The sequence below is a fragment of the Saccharopolyspora sp. NPDC002686 genome, assembly GCF_040295745.1.
Lineage (GTDB): Bacteria > Actinomycetota > Actinomycetes > Mycobacteriales > Pseudonocardiaceae > Saccharopolyspora > Saccharopolyspora oryzae.
This window is the reverse complement of the sequence record NZ_JBEOVY010000056.1, coordinates 1-19,300: the sequence shown is the minus strand read 5'-3', so window position 1 is coordinate 19,300 and position 19,300 is coordinate 1. Positions and strand designations below refer to the sequence as shown.

The window sequence follows — 19,300 nt, the reverse complement described above, 5'->3', positions numbered from 1 at the left end:
TCTGGACTGCGGGATCCCGTTCTGATGTATGCCCAATACACGGCGAACGGGCTGTCCTCGCCAGACGAACGCTGAGAACCCGCGGCGGTGCCAGCGCCGTAGGTGGGTTAAGCGCTACGCGCTTGCGGCGGCACGCGTCGGCTGGGCGCGTCAAGCATCGCGCCAGAGGAATCAAACGTTAGGGATCTTGTCGTGGCGATGATGGTCAGCCCGGAAGTCGCGAAGCTGTTCCAGGTGCTCACCGGCGAGGAATTCCCGGACGCCAACGAGGACCAGCTGCGCGCGCTCGCGGGCGAGTGGCAGCAAGCCGCGCAGAGCCTCGGGCAGCTCGGCCCGGGGCTGCGCAGCGCGGTCCAGAACATCAGGGCGAACTTCGAGGGCGAGGCCGCGCAGGCGTTCGTGGAGCGCGTGGCGCCGTTCATCGAGGGCGATGACCTGATCTCCTCGGCCGCGGAGCTGTTCGACGGGCTGGCCAAGGCGCTGCTCGACCTCGCGCTCGACGTCGAGTACATGAAGATCGTCACGATCGCTTCGCTGATCGCGCTGCTCGCCGAGATCGCCTGGGCCACCGCCATGGCACCGTTCACCGGCGGCGCGACGATGACCTGGCTGGCGGCTCGGTTCGCCGTCGTCCGGTTCCTGATCCAGAACCTGCTCGGCAGGATTCTGCGGCAGGTGCTCTCGACGGCAGCGTTCAGCGTCGCGTTCCAGCTGCTCATCGACGTCACCGCCCAGACGGCCCAGTTCGCGATGGGCACGCGGACGGAGTGGAACACCGACCACACCAAGAACGCGGCAGGCACCGGCGGGATGGGCGCGGCGCTGGCCCTGCCGATGGCCGGCCTCGGCAAGCTGTTCGGCAAGGGGCTCAACGGCGCGCTCAACTCGGCGTTCGCCAAGCAGTTCGGCGAGAACTGGGCCAAGAAGGGCTCGGAGGTGATCTCGCACATCGGCACCGAGTCCTTCCACGAGACGATGACCGAGGCGCTGTACAAGTACGCCACCGAGGGCGAGTTCGAGTTGAACCCGTTCGCGGCGACCGCGGGCGCGGCCTCCGGCGCCGGCAGCGCGGGCGGCGATGCCCTCGGGAACAAGCTGTCGGGCAAGCTGGACAACGCCGACCTCGGCAACGGCGGTCCGAACACCAGCGACCGCTCCTCTCCGGACACCAGCAGTGCCGATGCGCCGACCAGCGAAAGTCCGGATCTGACCGGCGGAGGCGGTCCCCAGACATCGGGCGGCAACTCACCCGGCGGTGCTCAGAGCAACGGCAACTCGTCGACTCCTCCCACCAGTCCGAGCACCGAAATCCCCGGTCAGCACGGATCCGTGCAGCCGGGATCGGGTGGGAACGGTGCTGGGCCGGTGGCAGCTGCCGCGAACACGGGCACCGAGACGCCTGTCCGGTCGAGCACGTCGACTCCGAACCCCAGCGGGAACGAGGTGTCGACAAGTTCCGGCTCGACCTCCGTTCAACGGGGAAGTTCGACCCCGGGGAACCAGGAGCCGCCGACGACCGCGGCACCTCCCGCGGAGTCTGCTCAGAGCACTGCCCCGGGTGGGTCATCGACCGGCCCCTTCGCGGAAACGACCGGCCAGCAGGGGAGTTCGGTGGTTTCGAATCCGGTGGAGTCGCCGACTTCCGTCGCGCCTCCGGTGGAGTCCGCTCAGAGCAGCGCCTCGGGTGGGTCATCGACTGGCCCTGGTCCTCTTGCGGAAACGACTGGCCAGCAGGGGAGTTCGGCGGTTTCGAGTCCAGTGGGGCCGCCCACCCCGCAGACCACGACCCCGGGCGGGGAGTCGCAGGAGGCGCCGACCAGCTCCAGCTCGGGCGTGGAAGCAACCGTCCAGCAAGGGAATTCGTCGCCCGCTTCCAGCCCGCCAAGCTCGCCGACGACCGTCGCGCCTCCGGTGCAGCCGAGCCCGTCGGCGTCGGATCTCAGCGGGCACGAGTCTTCGACGGAATCGCTCACGACCAATGCGCCTCCGGTGGAAGTGCCTGGTCAGCAGCACATCGCGACACCAGGGGACGGCCAGCAGAACCAGACAGCGCCTGAGAACCAAACCTCCGAGCAGTCGAGTTCCTGGAACGATCAGCGCACCTCCGGCAACGAGGAGCCCTCGACCTCCCACACGTCCGGGACCTCGCACCAGCAGTCGGATACGAGCCCGGTCGCCGCGCTGCAGGTCTCGGAGCATTCGGGGGCTGACCAGCACCAATCCGGCCCGGAGATAGTGGTCGACTCGGAGCGCAGCACGTCCGGATCCGAGCACCAGCAAAGCGGTTCGGATGTGGAATCGCAGTCGCAGCCCAACGCGGTGCGGCAGTCGAGCGAGTTCGATCCGAACCAGCAGCTGGACGACGCACCGGTGCGGACACCGGTGGCGGAAGACGAGTTGACCCCGGTCCAGCAGACGCCCCAGTCGTCTCCGGAACACACCGGGACTACCGGGGAAGGCGCTGTCGAGACGGACAACCATCCGCTGCGGCAGGACGATTCGAACCAGCAACCGCCGCAGCAGACGACTGGTCAGTCCGGCAGCTCGCAGGCCTCATCCACTGGGGCGTCGCAGAACGACGAGCAGACCGTGCAGTCGTCGCAGCAGGTGAGTGGTCAGTCCAGCAACTCGCAGACCTCTCCCACCGGGGCGTCGCAGAACGACCAGCACACGGTGCAGCCGTCGCCGAACCAGTCGCAGCAGACCGCGCAGGCGTTGCCGAACCAGTCGCAGCAGGCGCCCAATCCTGTTCAGCAGACGGCGAACTCCGCGACCACTGCGCCGTCGGGGACGACTGCGCAGTCTCCCGCCGCCGCGGCCTCGGCGAAGCTGCCGCCCACCCAGCAATCCGTCCCGAGCACGACGACGATCAGCGCGGGCACTCCGAAGACGTCGCCATCGACCGCAACTCCCGGTATGAAGCCGAAACGCGGCGGCGGTCAGCCGCTGCCAACGGCCCAAGAGGCCGTGGCGAGCCTCGGCGGGATGCAACCCGAGAGCTCGGGATCTCGGACGGCGGAGAGCCACGAGATGACCACCCTGCCGAGCCGCCGCGCCGAAGCCCCGCCACTGGCCGACCAGAACTCCTCCGACCAGCAGACCAGCCAAAACGACCAGCAGACCAGCCAGAACAACGACCAGCGCTCCGGTCGGGAGAGCGACCCGTTCGCGGCGGTGGACCGGGCCGTCGAGGACGCTCGGAAGGCGGTCGAATCGGCGCTCGCTTCGATCAAGGCTGCCGACACCCAAGCGCAGCACAACCTGACCCACGTCCAACGCTCGATCCGCGACACGGCAGGCGCCGTGATCGCCACGCGAGAAGCCTTCGGCACCAACGAGCAGCGGACCGCACAGGCCCAGCAGAGATACGACGAAGCCAGCAGCGAAGCCGACCGGCAGGACGCGAAGCTGGAACTGGACCGCGCCCGCGCGACCGAAACGTCGGCCAACGCGGCGAGCAAGGCCCACGACAACGCCCGATCAGCGCTGAACACAGCGGACGGCGCGATCAAGAAGATCTCCGACCAGCGCACGAAGGCCAACGACGCCCTCAACACCGCCAACGACATCGCCAACAACGCCGGCAACGCCCGGACCGACCTCGAGAACGCGATCAACCACGCCAACGATGCCCGAGCCACGGCCGAAGACCTCGCCGCACAAGCAGCCAAGGCGCGCAACGACGTCGACGACCTGGCACGCCAGCGGGACAGCGCCCACGAGCGGGCCGGCGAGCTCAAGAGCATCCGCCCGGGCAACGCCGAGCAGCGCGCGAACCTGGACCAGGGGCTCGCCGCGCTGGAGAACGACCTGGCCAAGGCCGAAACCCGCGCGTACACACTGGACGACCAGGCGCGAAACGCCGAGCGCCAGCACGCCGACGCCGTCCGCGACCTGGCGAACGTCCGAACCGGAATCGACCGGCTCCGCGACCAGGCCCGTGCCGCCGAAGCAGCGGCCAACGCCAGCAGGGACGAGGCCAAAGCTGCCGCCGAGCAGTCCGAGAAGGCCAAGGACGAGGCGAAGGAAGCCGCCAAGCAGGGCGAGTTCGAGCGCGGCCTCACCCAGTTGTCGTTCCTCCCGCACGAATCCGAGCTGCAGATCGAGTCGCTCGGCCCGCGGAACGGCCTGATCAACGGGCTGGCCGAGCTGACGGGGCGGACGCCGGAGCAGATCAGCCAGGAGATCGGCAGGCTCGGCGACGACGAGCTGGTGCGGGCGATCGGCGACGGCCGGCTCCGGATCGGGGGCCAGGACGTCGCGGTCGGTTCCGACCTGCACCGGCCCAGCGACACCAGGACCGCTCCGCCGCATCAGCAGCCGAGCACCACGAGCACCGACAAGTCGAACGAGCACGGGAGCCCGAACACCGAGTCGACCTCGACCAGCGTGCCGATCCGCATCCCGCTGATGTTCATCTCCCCGCTCGACCTCGCAGGCGGGGTCGTCCGCCCGATGGTCTACGTCGGCGGGACCGGGAAGCGGGCCCAGAAGTTCGACTCGACGGTGACGTTCACCGACACCGAGGGGACTTCGCGCACCCACGTGCCCGTCGAGATGAAGCTCGACCTCTCGGTCCCGGGCAAGCCACCGGTGAGCACTTCGATCGGTGCCGGCCTGCGGACGCCCGAGATCACCCGCGGCGATGCGATTACGACCACGCTGCCGGACGGCGGTTTCGGAGACGCGCGGCCGGTGCTGGCGAGCATCCCGGAGTCCTTCCAGGGCGTCCTGGGCAACTCCCGGGCAGCCGCGGCCGAGCTGACCGACCAGCTCTTCGCCAGGACCGGCGAACAGAACCAAGTCACCACCGGCGACGGCCAGGTGTCGATCCGCCCGGTCGGCGACGGGCGGATCAGCTACGTCGGCACGACCGCGGTCGACGGCTCGCACGCGGTCAGCAACACCCGCAGCTGGCAGACGACCAAGGGCAGCGACGCGAACTTCGGCATGGGGCTCTACACCGGGAAGAAACCGTTCTACGTCGGCGGATTCCTGGACTTCAGCAGCGGGCTGACCGACGGCAGCACCCCGAGCGCGGACGACACCGTCACGCAGTCCGGCAGCGAGCACCAGCTGGTCTACGACGTCTCCCGGGACATGCAGGTCGGCGACGTTCAGGAGAACGTCCGCACCCAGGTGCACGTGCCGGTGTGGCAGGCCCGCGACCTCGGCCTGCCGCTGCCCCCGCACCTCGCGGAGGAGAGCACACCGACGCCGGACCCGCACCGCCCGTACCTGTTCGGCCGCGATGAGGTCAAGTCCGTCGATCACCAGAAGATCTCCGACTTCATCACCGGCGAGGTCCGCGACACCGACAACGGGTTGAGCGACAACGGCCGGAACGCGATCGAGGAGAAGCTCCGGCCGGAGATCGCGAGGGACACGATCTACGACGCGATGTACAACGGTGCCCGCGCATCCTGGCAGCAGGGCGGCAGAACGCACTTCGTCGACATCTACGCGTTCCCGGCGGCACCGGAGAGCACCACGCCGTCCGGGCAGCAGGACACCAGCACGGAGATCAAGCACACCGACAAGTACCAGCGGGGGCAGTCCTCGTCGCGCACCGCGCGCATCGGCGGTGGCGGAGCGTTCATGGCGAGCATGACCGACAGCCCGAACCCGGACGCCCCGAAGGCCACGCCGAAGGACGGCCTGCCGAACCCCTACCAGGGCGGACCCAGCCAGACGACCGCCGGACCGCGGGCGATCGCCTCCCTGACCTACGAGAGCGGGATCTCCAACAAGTCCGGTTCGGCGGCCAAGGACGGAAGAGCGGGCAAGTACAGCGGCGAGATGCGCGACTACGAGGGAGCGCTGGACATCGTCGTCGTGCACGGCTCCACCAAGGACCCGAACTGGGCGCAGCACCACATCGCCGGCAACCGCATGCTGTTCGGGCCCAACGCCGGTGAGCGGTATTCCGGACCGTCGAAGTCCGACCTGGACCAGGTGCTGGCGGGCGATTCGACGCACCCGGACATCCACCAGGGCCGGGTGGACGGCGCGATCCGGGTGACCACCGCCGCCGACAAGCTGAACTGGGCGACCAAACCGCTGCCGACGAGCGCGACGAAGCCCGGCACCTACCTCGGCACCCCGCCCGCGCTGCCGTCGGACAAGGTGGTCGGATCGGCGCTGCTCGGCCCCTACACCAACATCGAGCACGTCCGGATCTCACCGAACAGCTCCGAGGCCGTGGACATCGCGCTGGCCAAGCGGATCGAGCAGGTGCCCGCCGACGGAACCGACCCGACCCCGGTCCGCCGACCGCCGAAGGGCAGCGGGAACTGGTCGACGTGGGCGGAGAGGACCTTCACCGACAAGCGGACCGACGACACCGGAGCGGAGCGGTCCACCGACTACACCTACAAGAGCTCCGAGCTGACGCGCCCCGGCACGGCGTCGGCCGAGGCGGTGCGCGAGTTCCAAGGCAGGGTCGGCAGCCTCGGCACGGCCAGCCAGGGCCTCGGCGACCTGCCGAACAGCACCGGCAAGATGTTCGGCAAGGGCAGGGTCTTCGACCTAAACGGCGAGCTCAACGGCGAAGCGACCTACCACTCACCGCGGCTGGTCGACGTCCGGGCGGAGAGCACGCTCAAGCGCAACCAGGCCGGTGAGCAGGTCGCCGGGGCCACCGAGTCGTGGGGCGTCGGGGTCGACGTCGAGGCCAGCGGCAACCTCATGCCGAAGCGCGATGGCCAGGTCGGCGGGATGTTCGGCGGGGTGCTCGGCGCGGGCGCGAAGCACGGCCGCAGCCACGCGCTCGAAGTGACCACCGGCGGCAAGCAGGAGTTCGAGAAGACGGGCCCGACCGCGCTGGTCGCCCTGGACGTCCGCTACCGGTACTGGGCCGAGATGTCCTTGCGCAACATGCTCAAGACCAGCCGCTTCGACCAGACCGGCGATGCCGAGGTGAAACCGGTCGACGTGACCGTCGACGAGCCGGACGGACTGCTGGTGGAGATGCCGGTCGACCAGGCCATCGCGATGTTCGAGGCGCTCGACCTGCCGGTGCCCCCGGAACTGCCCGAGATGCTGGGGACGCCGGGGGAAGGCGTCGACGACCCGGCGCACACGATGCTGACCGGCCCCGGCGAGTACGCCTCCTTCAGCGACACCTCGGTGAGCGGCGCGCGGCTCACCGGCGACGATCCGATGGTCGCGGTCCGGGACCGGCTCGCCGAGCTCGACGTGACGGACGCGGACTGGCAGCGCGAGGTCGTCGACCAGGTCAACGCCCGGCTGAACAGCCCGGCCGGGCACGTGTGGCTGTCGGACGCCTTGGTCGGGCAGGAGGGGCGGATCTCGGTGCCGCACCCGAACGCGGCGGTCGAGGACGTCGTCGACATCCGCGTCGAGGCGACGCGCGACGACCGGGCCGTGTCCGCACCGGGCGAGCAGACGACCCCGGACAAGCTGACCAGGTCCAACTACGTCGCGGTGTCCGAACAGCACGCGAAGAACACCACCTGGTCGGTGAACGCATCGCTCAACGCCGGTGTGCGCAAAGTGGAAACCCCGGCGGTGCCACCCGGGAAACCGGACGAGAACGGCGAGATCCAGCAGGCGCCGCCGAAGCCGGGCGCGTCCAGCGGCGCGTTCACCCCGCAGGTGCTCGGCGGCGGGAAGAGCTCTAAGACCGAGCACGTCATGGACGGCAGCGGCAGCTCGAAGCTGACCACCAAGGTCGACACCGACAAGGTCGGCAGCGACACCCGGCCGGTCACCTACGAACTGCACATCACCCGTCGCAGGGCGCCGATGCCGGCGCTGGACACCCCGAGCCTCGGGGCTGCCAAGCACCTGGTGGACCTGGACAAGGGGGTCGGCGACCCGCCGATCACGCTGCAGGGCGAGGTCGACCTCGTCTCGCCGAGCAGCGAGGCTTCACCACCGCTGCGGAAACCGGCGCAGCCGCCCGAGTTCGAGGTGGTCGACGCGCCGCCGGACCGCGATCCGGGCTTCGGGCCGAACGACGCGTTCCGCGTCGAGGCGATCGGGGAGGACACCGCGCGGGCCCTGCACGACGCGGTGTACGCGCAGCTGTCGACGAAGCTGCCGCCGACCGGGCCGCTGACCGCGGACCAGGTCGCCGAGGCGGCGCAGACCACCTCGGAGTTCACCCGGCCGGGCAGCAACTCGGAGTACGTCGCGCACAACACGGCCAAGGGCAGCTCGCTGCACAACGCGTCGAACACCCTGTTCACCGGGGGTGACATCCGGGCGGGCAACACCCTGGGCAGCAAGCACCCGTTCTACGACTCGCTGTTCGACCTGAAGCTCACCGGCGACCTCCGCCCGGAGGACCTGACGCTGGTCAAGGCGCTGCCCGACGACACGAAGATGAACTTCAGCAAGGAGGTCGAGAACTCCGAGTCGCACGGCACGACGAAGACGGTCACCTCGAGCTTCGGGCCTGCCGCGTCGGGGTACGGCTCGAACACCCACCAGGCGGCGGGACCCGCCCCGACGAGCGTGACCTTCGCGCCGCCGGGGTCCGCGACGGTGAGCAACGACCAGGTGGCGGCCTCGAGCGCGAAGGACGGCACGACCTCCGGCGTCAAGCACGAAGGCCGGTCGTACCTGTTCCGCGCCGACCGCGCGGACATCTACTCCGACGCGCGGATCCACGGCTCGAACTGGACGCACAAGCTGGCGAACGCGGTCAAGGGCATGTTCGGCGGGAAGGGGCATCCGCAGGACAGCACGGTGAAGATCACCTCCCGCGGCGACTTGCACGTCCGGGTCTGGGAGAACACCGCGCTGGACAAGGGCCTGCTCACCCAGCACGACGTGTGGAACCACGCCGGCCGGCTCCCCGAGGGCCGGGCGTACGAGGTGACCCGCAACGACGACGGGGCGACGATCCACCCGCCCGGCCAGCCCGCCGGGGACCGCGCGCCGTCCGCGAGGCCCGGCCGGAACCTGCACATCGCACCGGGGGTGTCCCTGCCCGAGGTGGCGGAGTTCGTCGGCTCGCTCCCGTCGGACATGCGCCCGTCGACCTACAGCGTCGACCCCGGCCACTCCCTGACGGTGGCCGATGTCCAGGACGCGGTGGCAGGTCTGCCGGAGCCGACCGACGACACCAGCTCCCCGCCGCGCGATGCCGCCGACTGGGAGCAGTACCGCGGCAACATCCGGTCCCGGACGGTGAACACCGAGAGCGTCGACCCGCTGCGCACCAGCACGGTCAGCCGGGCGCCGAACGGGGCGCTGCAGTTCCACCCGGAGAAGGTCACCGGGCTGATCCGCTACGACGTGGGACGCGTGGAAGTCGCACCCGACCAGTGGGTGCAGGAGTACACCGTCAAGGCGCACCTGCAACCGGGCGAGGGGATCACACCCGAGCAGCTCGCCGACCTGAAGTCCGCCGCGCAGTCCTCTGTGGACGACGTGTTCAACTCGGGGCACCGGTTGCCGAGCGGCGATCAGCTGCACGTCCGGTTGGAGTTCGTCGACGACCCGGCGCAGGCGCACGCGAAGATCACCGCGACGAGCTCCGGGAAGTCCGATCAGCTGAACTGGAACGTGACCGACCCCGGCGGCGTCTTCGCCCACGAGATCGGCCACTACCTCGGACTGCCGGACCAGGCGCTGGCCCCGGAGATGGTGCTGGACCGCAGCCGCACCGACGCCGGGGTGATGGGGGAGCAGGTCTGGAGCAGCCCCGGGCTCGAACCGCACCACCTGGAACTGATCGAGGACACCGCGCACCACCAGGTCGTCGTTCCCGAGACCACCTTCCACGAGCTCCGCAACGGCAGCGAGGCGCCGCACGACACCGCGGTGCACCTGGACGACCCGGACGGGCCGACCCGGCAAGCACCGCCCAAGCCGAACTCGGCGGAGCAGAAGTACGGTCGGCTGCCGGCGATGCCCGCCCCCGGCGATGTCCCGGTCCGGGGAGGCAGCAAGACGTTCCAGAACGGGCTGCGCGAACACCGCGTGGAACAGCTCGGCGAGGTGGCCGAATACTCGCCGAAGACGGTCAAGGCGACCCGCAATCCCGTCGGTTTCGTGGGAATGGTGCCGGCGACCCCGAACAGCGATCTGTACGGCCTCGCGGAGAAGTACGCCGGCGCGATGTCCGACAGCGCGCAGCGGTCGCACCGGGTCGGCCTGGTGATCGGCCTGAACCAGCACCGCCTCGCCAACGACGGCCACCGGGCCAACATCGATGCCGCCATCGCGGAGTTCGACGCGGCGTGGCGGAAGAAATCGCTGGACATCCCGGTGCGGATCATCGGCTTCACCTGGTCCGAACCCCAGGTGCACTCGGGGAAGCTGGAGCTGGGCGACCAGAAGTCCATCCCGTACGGGCTGCTGCGCGAGCTCATCGCGCACCACCAGAGCATGAAGGACCTGGTCGGCCAGTTCGCCGAACACAGCGATGACGTGTACGTGCACATCGGCGACTCGGACGTGCAATCCATGGAGACACCCGACGGCACACCGGTGCTCGACAAGGTCGCCGATTACCTGGAAGGCCGCACCCCGCCGACGCTGCTCAGCGGCGGGTACCGCATCGACGCCCCGCACGCCGCCAAGCTAGCCACCGAACTCGACCAGTCGGTGCGCAAGGCCATGGCGGACGTCGACCCGCGCGCCGTGTACTTCCCGGAACCGAACACCTTCCTGTGGACCAACGGCGAATCGGCGCTGGACTTCGGATGGACGTTCGGCCCCGGCGACCAGGAGGGGCGGGCGCTCTTCGACAGCGTGTCCCCGGGTTCCGATGACGCCGTGTTCGACCCGGGCTTCTCGATCGCCACCGACGGCGAGCGGGTCGCCGCGAAGCTGTTGCCGCTGGGCGGGAACCCGGCCGCCGAGGACTTGGCGGGTGGCCTGACGCAGAGCCACGCGGACCGGAAGACCTGGGAGAAGCAGCTGGAGCACTACCTGGACAGGTACCACGGCCAGCAAGGCATGACCGATGTGGTGAAGGGCGCGGGGAAGATCGCGTTCGAGCACGCGCAGTTCCACGAGAAGGCGAAGACGGACGAGGACCCGGCGCGGGCGATCAGAACCGTCCGGAACGGATTCGTCAACGAGTTCAAACTGCCCAAGCACGTCGCCGAGGACATCGCGAAGATCGCGGTGAACACCTGGGTGGCGAGGGGTCAGAAGCTGCAGGAACTCGGCTTGAACGGCGAGCGGTCGCGGAGCACGGACGCGATCGGTGCGGCGGCGATCGCCGGTGATTTGCCGGCGCCGGAGTCGGTCCAGGACTCCGCTTCGGGGTTGCTGGAGCCGGAGTCGGCCCGGGACTCCGCCGCGGAGTCGCGGCCGGGCAAGCGGTCGCGCGACGAGTTCGAGGCCGACGAAGGGCCGGTCACCGCGTACGAACCGTCCTACTTGCGGCCGTTGCCGGAACAACTGGTGCCGCCCGCACAAGGGGACACGGATGCGCTGCTCGCCGTGGTGCCGCCGGGCACCCGGTTCGCCGACCCCGCCGGCTTCGCGGGGCTGATCAACGGCACGCGATCGGAGCAGGGAGGCGACGTCAACTGCGTTGACGCGGCGCTCGCGTTCCACGAGACCTACCGCGGTGAACCGCGGGTCGCGGGCATCGCGCCGAACGGTATGCCGCGCGGTGCGGGGACGGCCGCCGCGGAAGCCCTGGGCTACGCGCCGGAACTGTTCAGCCGCGGACCGTCGGGCCTGGCCGAGGTGATCGACCGGATCACCCGAGCCGGACACGGCGCGGACGCGGTGGTGGTCGGATTCCGCCGCGGCGGCGAGGGCCACGCGTGGAACATCGTCAACCACCACGGCACGGTGTCCATTGTGGATCCACAGGCAGGCACAATCCGCCCGGCGACCACGGACGGCTTTTCCTGGCTCGACCGCGTCTACGCAACCCCGCTGGACGCGAACGGCAACTACGTCGACGACCCGACCCCGGCCCCGCAACCGCCCACGACCCCCGACCCGTACGCCACCGCCGAGTACGAGCGAGCCCAACAAGCCCACGACCTGCGACAAGCCGCCGCATCAGGCGAGGAAATCCCGCTCCCCGGCACCCCTGGCCGCCTGATCCCGGGCCTCGGCGGCCTACGCCTGGTCGGAGCGGCCATCACGGCAGAACTAGCGGCCGACCTGGCCTCCCTCTCCGACCGGAACATCATCGCCCACGTGATCGGCCCAGACGCAGACCCGGAAGAAGAACGAATCACCGACCTCCCCCAACTCCGCTTCCCACCCAGATCCCGCCCAGAACCCCTAACCCCCACCCCCCAATAACCCCAAAACCCCACCAACTCACCCACACCCAGCGCTGATACCTCACGAGTGTCAAAACCACCGCCCCGCTCGCGACTCGGCGCTGAACCCTCGTGAGTGGCATTGGTTGCAAGAACCACCGTCCCCACTCACGAGTGCGTGCTGACGCCTCGTGAGCGCGGATGGTCGCCAGGGCCACCACCGGCACTCACGAGTCTGATCCCCTGGCTGGGGTGCTCCGCGGGCGCGAGTCCCACCTGGTGGACGTCTGGTGCCGCAGTTTCAATTGAAACTGTGATCCGCCGTGGGTGGGTTCCGCAGTTTCAATTGAAACTGCACACCCGGGCGTGTCGGAACCCCGGCGTGTCGGGACCTGTGGACAACTCGGGGCACCTGTGGAGAACTTCCGCAATTTCAATGGAAATTGGACGTCTGATTTCCATTGAAGTTGCGTTGGGGTGGGTCGGGTTGGGGGCGGGGTGAACTTTCGAGGGGGGTGGGGACGTGTCTTCCGGGGAACGGAGGAGGCGGAGTGGACGAGTCGATCACCGTGCAGCGCGTTCGGCACGCGCTGGTCGTGGGCCAGCTCGACGCGGATGGTGCCGCCGTCCTGCTGGCGGCGAACCTGCCGCCGAAGCGGGACCGCACCTACGTGGTGGTCGGCGCCTCCGCGCTCGACGGGATGACGAGGCTCGACCCGTGGGTGGTCGCTGATCTCGCCGACGAGGCGCGCGGTGATCTCTGCGTGGTGGCACCGAACTTCGGCTCGATGGGCCGAAATGGCGCGCTGCCGCCCGCGAAGCTGCTCGCCGAACGCCTCGGCGTGGAGGTGACGGCCCCCGACGGTGCCCCGGTCGCGCTCGCCGACGGCAGCTTGTTCGTCCCCGGCTCGACCGCGGGCTGGGTGTCGTACCGCCCGGACGGCGCGCGGATACCGATAGGCGCGCGGTTCCCCGCACCGTGGTGGCAGGACGGGCTGCCGGACGCGGCAGACATCACCCACGTGCCCGCAGGTCTCTGGGTGCGCCATCCCGGCGCCCCGACCCGGCCCGACGACCGCCTCCTGCGGCAGGCACCCGACCGCGACCGGATGTACGTGGTGCTCGGCGCCCCGGGAGAGCCGCCACCTGCGGCGACGTCCGTGGCCGGAGTGCTCCGTGCGCTGCCCGACGAGGGCCGGGACCGGGCGGTCCTCGCCTGCTACGGCTTCGGCGGCGACCGGCTGGTCCGCGAGGTGGCCGGCGAGCTGGGCGCACCCGTGCGGGTGGCGCACGGCGTGCCCGATGACGACGGAATCGTGCAGGTCGACGAGACGGGCGAGGTTCGCTGGCGGCCGTTCGCCGTGGAGAGCGTGTACCGGCACGATGGCGCGCCGGTGCTGGATCGTTGGGCCGCGCCCGCGTCCCTGGCGATGGTCGAGCCGGGCTCGTACCGGTTGACCGACGGTTGGCGCGTCGACGTGGTGCCGCGTGGACTCGCGGTGCGGCCCGATGAAGCGCCTCGCCCCGAAACCGCCGCGGAGGCAGGGCCGACCGCCGACATCGTTTTCGCAGCCGAGGCCGCTGTGCCGTCGGGTGTGCTGGCCGCGTTCAACCGCCTGGTGCGCGATCTGCCGACTGACGCGCGCGAGAACCTGCGGATCCTCCCGCAGGGCGATCCGTCGGCGCTGACCGGAATCGAGGCATCGGACCGCATCGCGCAGGCCCCCGCACCCGCGCCGATCAGCGCGCAGGAACGCGTGCCGCCGCCGAAGGGCGCGGTGATGGTGGCAACCGACGGTCGAGTTCTGCCCGTCGCACCGATCCTCGCTGTGCCCGGGAAGCACGATCAGCGGAAAGACGTCCGGGAAAGCGCTGGAGCCAGCACCGAAGTAGAGCCCGTGAGCAGCGGAATCCCGAGTGTGGCAGCCGCGAGCGTCGCCCCGGCGGTCGTCCCCGCACCGCCGGTGGTCCCGATGCCGAGCCCGGCTCAGCCCCAGCGAGTCCGGCAGCAAGTGCGCCCGGAACTCCCAGTCGACCCGGTGACACGGGCTCAACCACTGCCCCCGGCCCCGGTGTGGCCAGCGAGCCAGACGGGTCCCATCCCGATGGCTCAGGTGCAGCAGGCGGTTTCGGCTCTGCCGTCGCTAAATCCGCCGCTGTGGGGACATCCGAGGTCGGCCCCGCCGAACGGCCAGCCGCCATGGATCAGCGCCCCCACCCCACCGGCCGCCGAGCCCGTCGCATCGACCGAGGTGACCATGCCGGGGACGTTGCCCGCCGTGGCCCCGGTGCACCGAGCGCCGGTCGGGGAGTCGCCACAGGCGGTCAGTACCGAGTCGGCAGGTGCAACGGCGGTCCGATCGGTTGGTGGCACGGCGGTCAGGGCGGCGACCGCAGTGGCATCAGAACCATCGCCGCAGGTCAGCGCGGCAACAAAGCAGGCCGCGACGCCCAGCCCGGCAGCTGCAGGCCTACCGTCCACAGTGGCGTCCAGCGCTATGGCAGCCCCCGCTAAAGCGGAACCCGAAGCCAAGTCCACAGTGGAACAGCCGGTGACCGGCCTCCTCCCCGAGCGGCCGCGAGCGGTGGAGGTACCGGAAGACGCGCGCAGCACGGCCACCCAGCGGCGAGCCATGCGAGCAACCCTCGGCTCGCGCTACGACGTCGCCACCAGGGCGGTCACCAAGCTGCTCTCCGAGCGTCCGGGCATGCGCTTCGCCGCCGAGGACCGTGCCGCGCTGCTGGCCGAACTCGCCGTGGTGCGGGTCTTCGCCGACGACCCCACTGGCGAGTACGACACCGACTTCTACGTCTGCCTGGCCGACGGGCTCCGGCGGTTGCCGACGGTGCGAACCGTTGTGGTGCGCGGAATCCCGGCGGACACCGAGGTCCAGCCGGAAGCAGTGCTGCGCCTGCCCACCCCGGTCGTCGCGGCCCCGGCCGCAGGCGCAGGCCCGGTCGGACCCGCCGAGGCCCTGATCTGGACGACCAGCGGCCGCCGCCTGGACGGCCTGCTCGACGACGAGCCCGCCCACCGCGACGATGTCGTGCTCTCCGGTCACACCCGCCTGCGCGTGCTGGCCGTCGAGTCCGCGCCGGTGCCGCGGATCCTCCTCGCCGAGGACGGGACCGCCGGCGACGCCGCGTTGACCAGGTTGCGCGCGGCTGCTGCCGCCCGGTCCGAAGTTCCGGCACGACAGCCCGACACCGACCGGTGGTTCGGCCCGCTTCCCGTGGTGTGAGAGGAGAAACCGTGGAGCACCATGAGCTGCTCGCGCTGGCCGGCCGCGTACCGGACGGCTGGCTGGCCATCGCCCGGGAGGCGCTCGCAGCCAGCGATACCGCCAGGCTCGCCGCCCTGGTCGCCACGCTCGGCGAGCCGAAACCTCAAGCGCCTCAACATAGTTTCACCCCGGATCCGCACGGTCACGAGCAGGCCGACAGCGCGGCGCTCGCTGCCGTCCGAAACGCTGCGCAGGCGTGCTGGGCAACCACGAGGAACGGCGCGGACCGCGTCTACCTGGTCCAAACCGAAGCCGACCCGTCGACCGTGACCGCCGTAGCTCACCGCGCCCTCACCGGCCTGGTGGACTCCCCGCGGGTGGAGGTCTTCGCCCCCGACCAGCCCCTGCCCGCCTACCACGAACAGGCGCTGCTGGCCGCGACGCTGCTGTGGTCGGAGACCCCGGAACCGCAGGTCAGAGTGGCCCGCGCGTTCGACGGCGCCACCGCCGCCGGGCCGTGGTTCGCCCCCGACCGCGAGCTGGTCGTCGACCCCGCCGAACGCAGGCGGCTGCTGGACTTCCTCACCGCCGGCGAGGTCGTGCTGACCGCGGACGTGCTGATGGCGGACGTGTTCACCGGCGCGACCGCCGTCCCGGCCGACCTGCGCTCCGACGGCACCTGGGTGTGGTCGGACGCCACCAAGTACTACCTCGACCGCTACCAGCTGGCGCCCGACGCGGAGCTGGCCGGGCACGCGCTGGCCCACGAGCCGCGCGGCCGCCTGTGCCCGCTCACCCGCCACCACGTGCGCGCGGCCTTGACCCCGAACCAGGGAGGCACTTCGTGACGAGCAGGATGACCGGAGTCCGGTCGGTGCTCGGCGTTTCACCGACCGAGCCCGACTGCTTCCGCACCATCGGCGACGCGATCAGCTCGGCCCGCGACGGCGACGTGATCGCCGTCCGGCCCGGCGTGTACCCGGAGTCGATCGTGCTGGACCGCAACGTCACGCTGTCCGGCTCCGGCTCGCCGGGGGACGTGCGGATCGAGGCCGCGGGCGAGCCGGTGCTGCGCGTGACCACCGAGCACGCCGAGGTGTCCGGCATCGAGTTCGCGCATTCCGGCGGTGCGGTCGCGGTCGACCTGCAGTCCGGCGAACTGCACCTGGACGAGTGCGTGGTCGCGGCGAACTCGGAGGTGGCGGTCGTGGCCCGCCGCGGCGTCCAGCTCCGGGTCGACGCCACGACCGTGCGCAACCCCGGGGGCGCCGGGGTGCTGGTCTTCGACGGGGGATCGGCCCAGCTGACCGGCTGCACGCTCACCTCGCTCGGCACGACCGCGGTGGTCGCCCGCTCCGGCGGGGCTCCGGTCCTGGTCGACTGCGCGGTGACCGACGCGAAGGGTGCGGTGCTCGCCGCCGATCGGGGCCGCGGTGAGCTGCGCGGATGCCGGATCAGCGACATCACCGGCACCGCGATCGTGGTCGAGGAGCGCAGCGAGCTGACCGTCTCCGGCACCGAAGTGTCCGCTGTGGACGGTGTGGGAGTGCTGTCGGCGAGCGGGTCCCGGCCGGTGCTGCGCGACTGCCGGATCAGCGACACCACCGCGCAGGCCGTCGTCGTGGTGCAGGAATCCGCCGCCGAACTGGAACGGGTCACCGTCGACGGAGCGCGCGGGCACGCCGTGCAGGTGCTGGAGGGATCGTCCGCCGACCTGTCCGAGTGCGTGCTCACCAGCGCAGGCCACGACGCGGTGGTCGCGGGTGCCGACGGCGCGCTTCGACTGGCCGGCTGCGAGATCACCGGCGGATCGGGCAACGGCGTGCTGGTCGAGAGCCGGGCCTCGGCGACGGTGCGGGACACCCGCGTCGTCGGCGCGGCCGAGGCGGGCCTGCTTGCCCAGGACCAGGCGAGACTCGCGGTCGACGGCGGTGAAGTGCGCGAATGCCGGACCGGCGTGGTGTGGCGCGGCCAAGCCGAAGGTTCGATCACCGGCTGCGCGGTGCGGGACAACCTCGGCGACGGCATCGCGGTGCAGTCCGAGCAGCCGGTGGAGGTGACCGGCTGCACCGCCGAACGCAACCTCGGCACGGACATCCGGTTGCCCGGCGGGGAGATCCCGGCGCTGAACGAATCCACTGAGGACGATCCGCGACCGGAGCCCGCCGACACCGGGGACACCGAGGAACTCGACGACCTGCTCGCGGAACTGGCCGAGCTGGTCGGCCTGGACGGCGTGAAGCGCGAGGTGGAGACGCTGGTGCGGCTGCACCAGATGTCCGAGCGCCGCGCCGCCGCCGGACTCCCGTCGCCGCCGCTGTCCCGGCACCTGGTCTTCACCGGCGCACCCGGCACCGGCAAGACCACGGTGGCCAGGCTCTACGGCCGGATCCTCACCGCGCTCGGGGTCCTGCGCTCCGGCCAGCTGGTCGAGGTGGCGCGGCCGGACCTGGTCGCCTCGGTGGTCGGCGGGACCGCGATCAAGACCACCGAGATGTTCAACAAGGCGATCGGCGGCGTGCTGTTCATCGACGAGGCCTACACCCTGTCGGCGGGCAGCAGCGGCGGCGGCCCGGACTTCGGGCAGGAGGCGATCGACACGCTGGTGAAGCTGATGGAGGACCACCGCGACGAGGTCGTGGTGATCGTCGCGGGCTACACCAACGACATGCGCTCGTTCCTGGCCGCGAACCCGGGCCTGTCGTCGCGCTTCTCCCGCACCATCGAGTTCGCGGACTATTCCTCGGCGGAGCTGGTCACCATCGTCGAGGGCCTGTGCCGCAGCCACGACTACCGGCTGGAGTTCGAAACCAGGTCGGCGCTGCACACGTACTTCACGAACCTGCCGCGCGACGCGGCGTTCGGCAACGGCCGCACGGCCCGCAAGGTGTTCGAGGAGATGCTCGGCAGGCAGGCCTACCGCCTGGCCGACGACCCGACCGCCGGCCACGTCGCGCTGACCAGGCTCCTCCCGGACGACCTCGGCCCGCTGCCCGGCTCGTCGGTCGGCGCGGGCGCCGGCCGGGTGGACGAGGAACGCATCGAGCAGCTGCTCGGAACGTTGCAGGGTCTGGTCGGGCTGGACGAGGTGAAGTCCGAGGTGTCGGCCATGGTCGACCTGCTCACGTCGGCGCGGCGCAGGCAGGCGGCGGGCCTCCCGGTCCCGTCGGTGAGCAGGCACCTGATCTTCGCGGGCCCGCCCGGCACTGGTAAGACGACCGTGGCCCGCCTCTACGGCTCACTGCTCGCGGCGCTCGGCGTCCTCGCGCAGGGGCAGGTCACCGAGGTCGCGCGCGCGGACCTGGTCGGCGAGTACGTCGGCCACACCGCCCGCCGGACCACCGAGGCGTTCGACCGGGCCCGCGGCGGGGTCCTGTTCATCGACGAGGCCTACACCCTGTCGTCGAGCCAGGGCAGCGGCCACGACTTCGGGCGGGAAGCGATCGACACCCTGGTGAAGCTGATGGAGGACCACCGCGACGAGGTCGTGGTCATCGCAGCCGGCTACGAGCGCGAGATGCAGGGCTTCCTCGCCGCGAACCCCGGCCTCTCGTCCCGCTTCTCGCACCGGGTCCGCTTCGCCGACTACACCCCGGACGAACTGGTCACCATCGTCAACCAGCACGCCACCGACACCGGCTACGAGTGCACCGGCCCAGCGGTAGCGGCCCTGCGAACCCACTTCGCGACGATGACCCGAGGCGATTCCTTCGGAAACGGCCGCTACGCCCGCCAAGTCCTCGACGAGGCGATCGCCAACCACGCCCGCCGAACCCGCGCCCTCACCAACCCGACGATGGACGACCTCTGCCTCCTCCACCCAGAAGACGTCCCCACCCCGGTCGTGAGTGCGTAACAGTGTTC

The 19,300-nt window shown here is 70.6% G+C and carries 4 protein-coding genes; all 4 read left to right on the top strand.

Going from position 1 to position 19,300, the window contains the following annotated elements; translation table 11 throughout:
• Window positions 1-198: 198 nt before the first annotated feature.
• The 4 genes from ABTZ89_RS10325 (at window position 199) to ABTZ89_RS10310 (ending at window position 19,292) form a co-directional block, all read left to right on the top strand.
• On the top strand, window positions 199-12,252 hold the full coding sequence (locus tag ABTZ89_RS10325; RefSeq protein ID WP_351042597.1) for a WXG100-like domain-containing protein: 12,054 nt from the start codon (window positions 199-201) through the stop codon (window positions 12,250-12,252).
• Window positions 12,253-12,763: 511 nt separating this feature from the next.
• On the top strand, window positions 12,764-15,454 hold the full coding sequence (locus tag ABTZ89_RS10320) for a hypothetical protein (RefSeq protein ID WP_351042577.1): 2,691 nt from the start codon (window positions 12,764-12,766) through the stop codon (window positions 15,452-15,454).
• A gap of 11 nt (window positions 15,455-15,465) precedes the next feature.
• A complete protein-coding gene (locus ABTZ89_RS10315; protein ID WP_351042574.1) occupies window positions 15,466-16,284 on the top strand; it encodes a hypothetical protein in 819 nt (272 codons plus the stop codon).
• A complete protein-coding gene (locus ABTZ89_RS10310; protein ID WP_351042571.1) occupies window positions 16,281-19,292 on the top strand; it encodes an AAA family ATPase in 3,012 nt (1,003 codons plus the stop codon). The genes ABTZ89_RS10315 and ABTZ89_RS10310 overlap by 4 nt, the downstream gene beginning before the upstream one ends.
• Window positions 19,293-19,300: the final 8 nt, after the last annotated feature.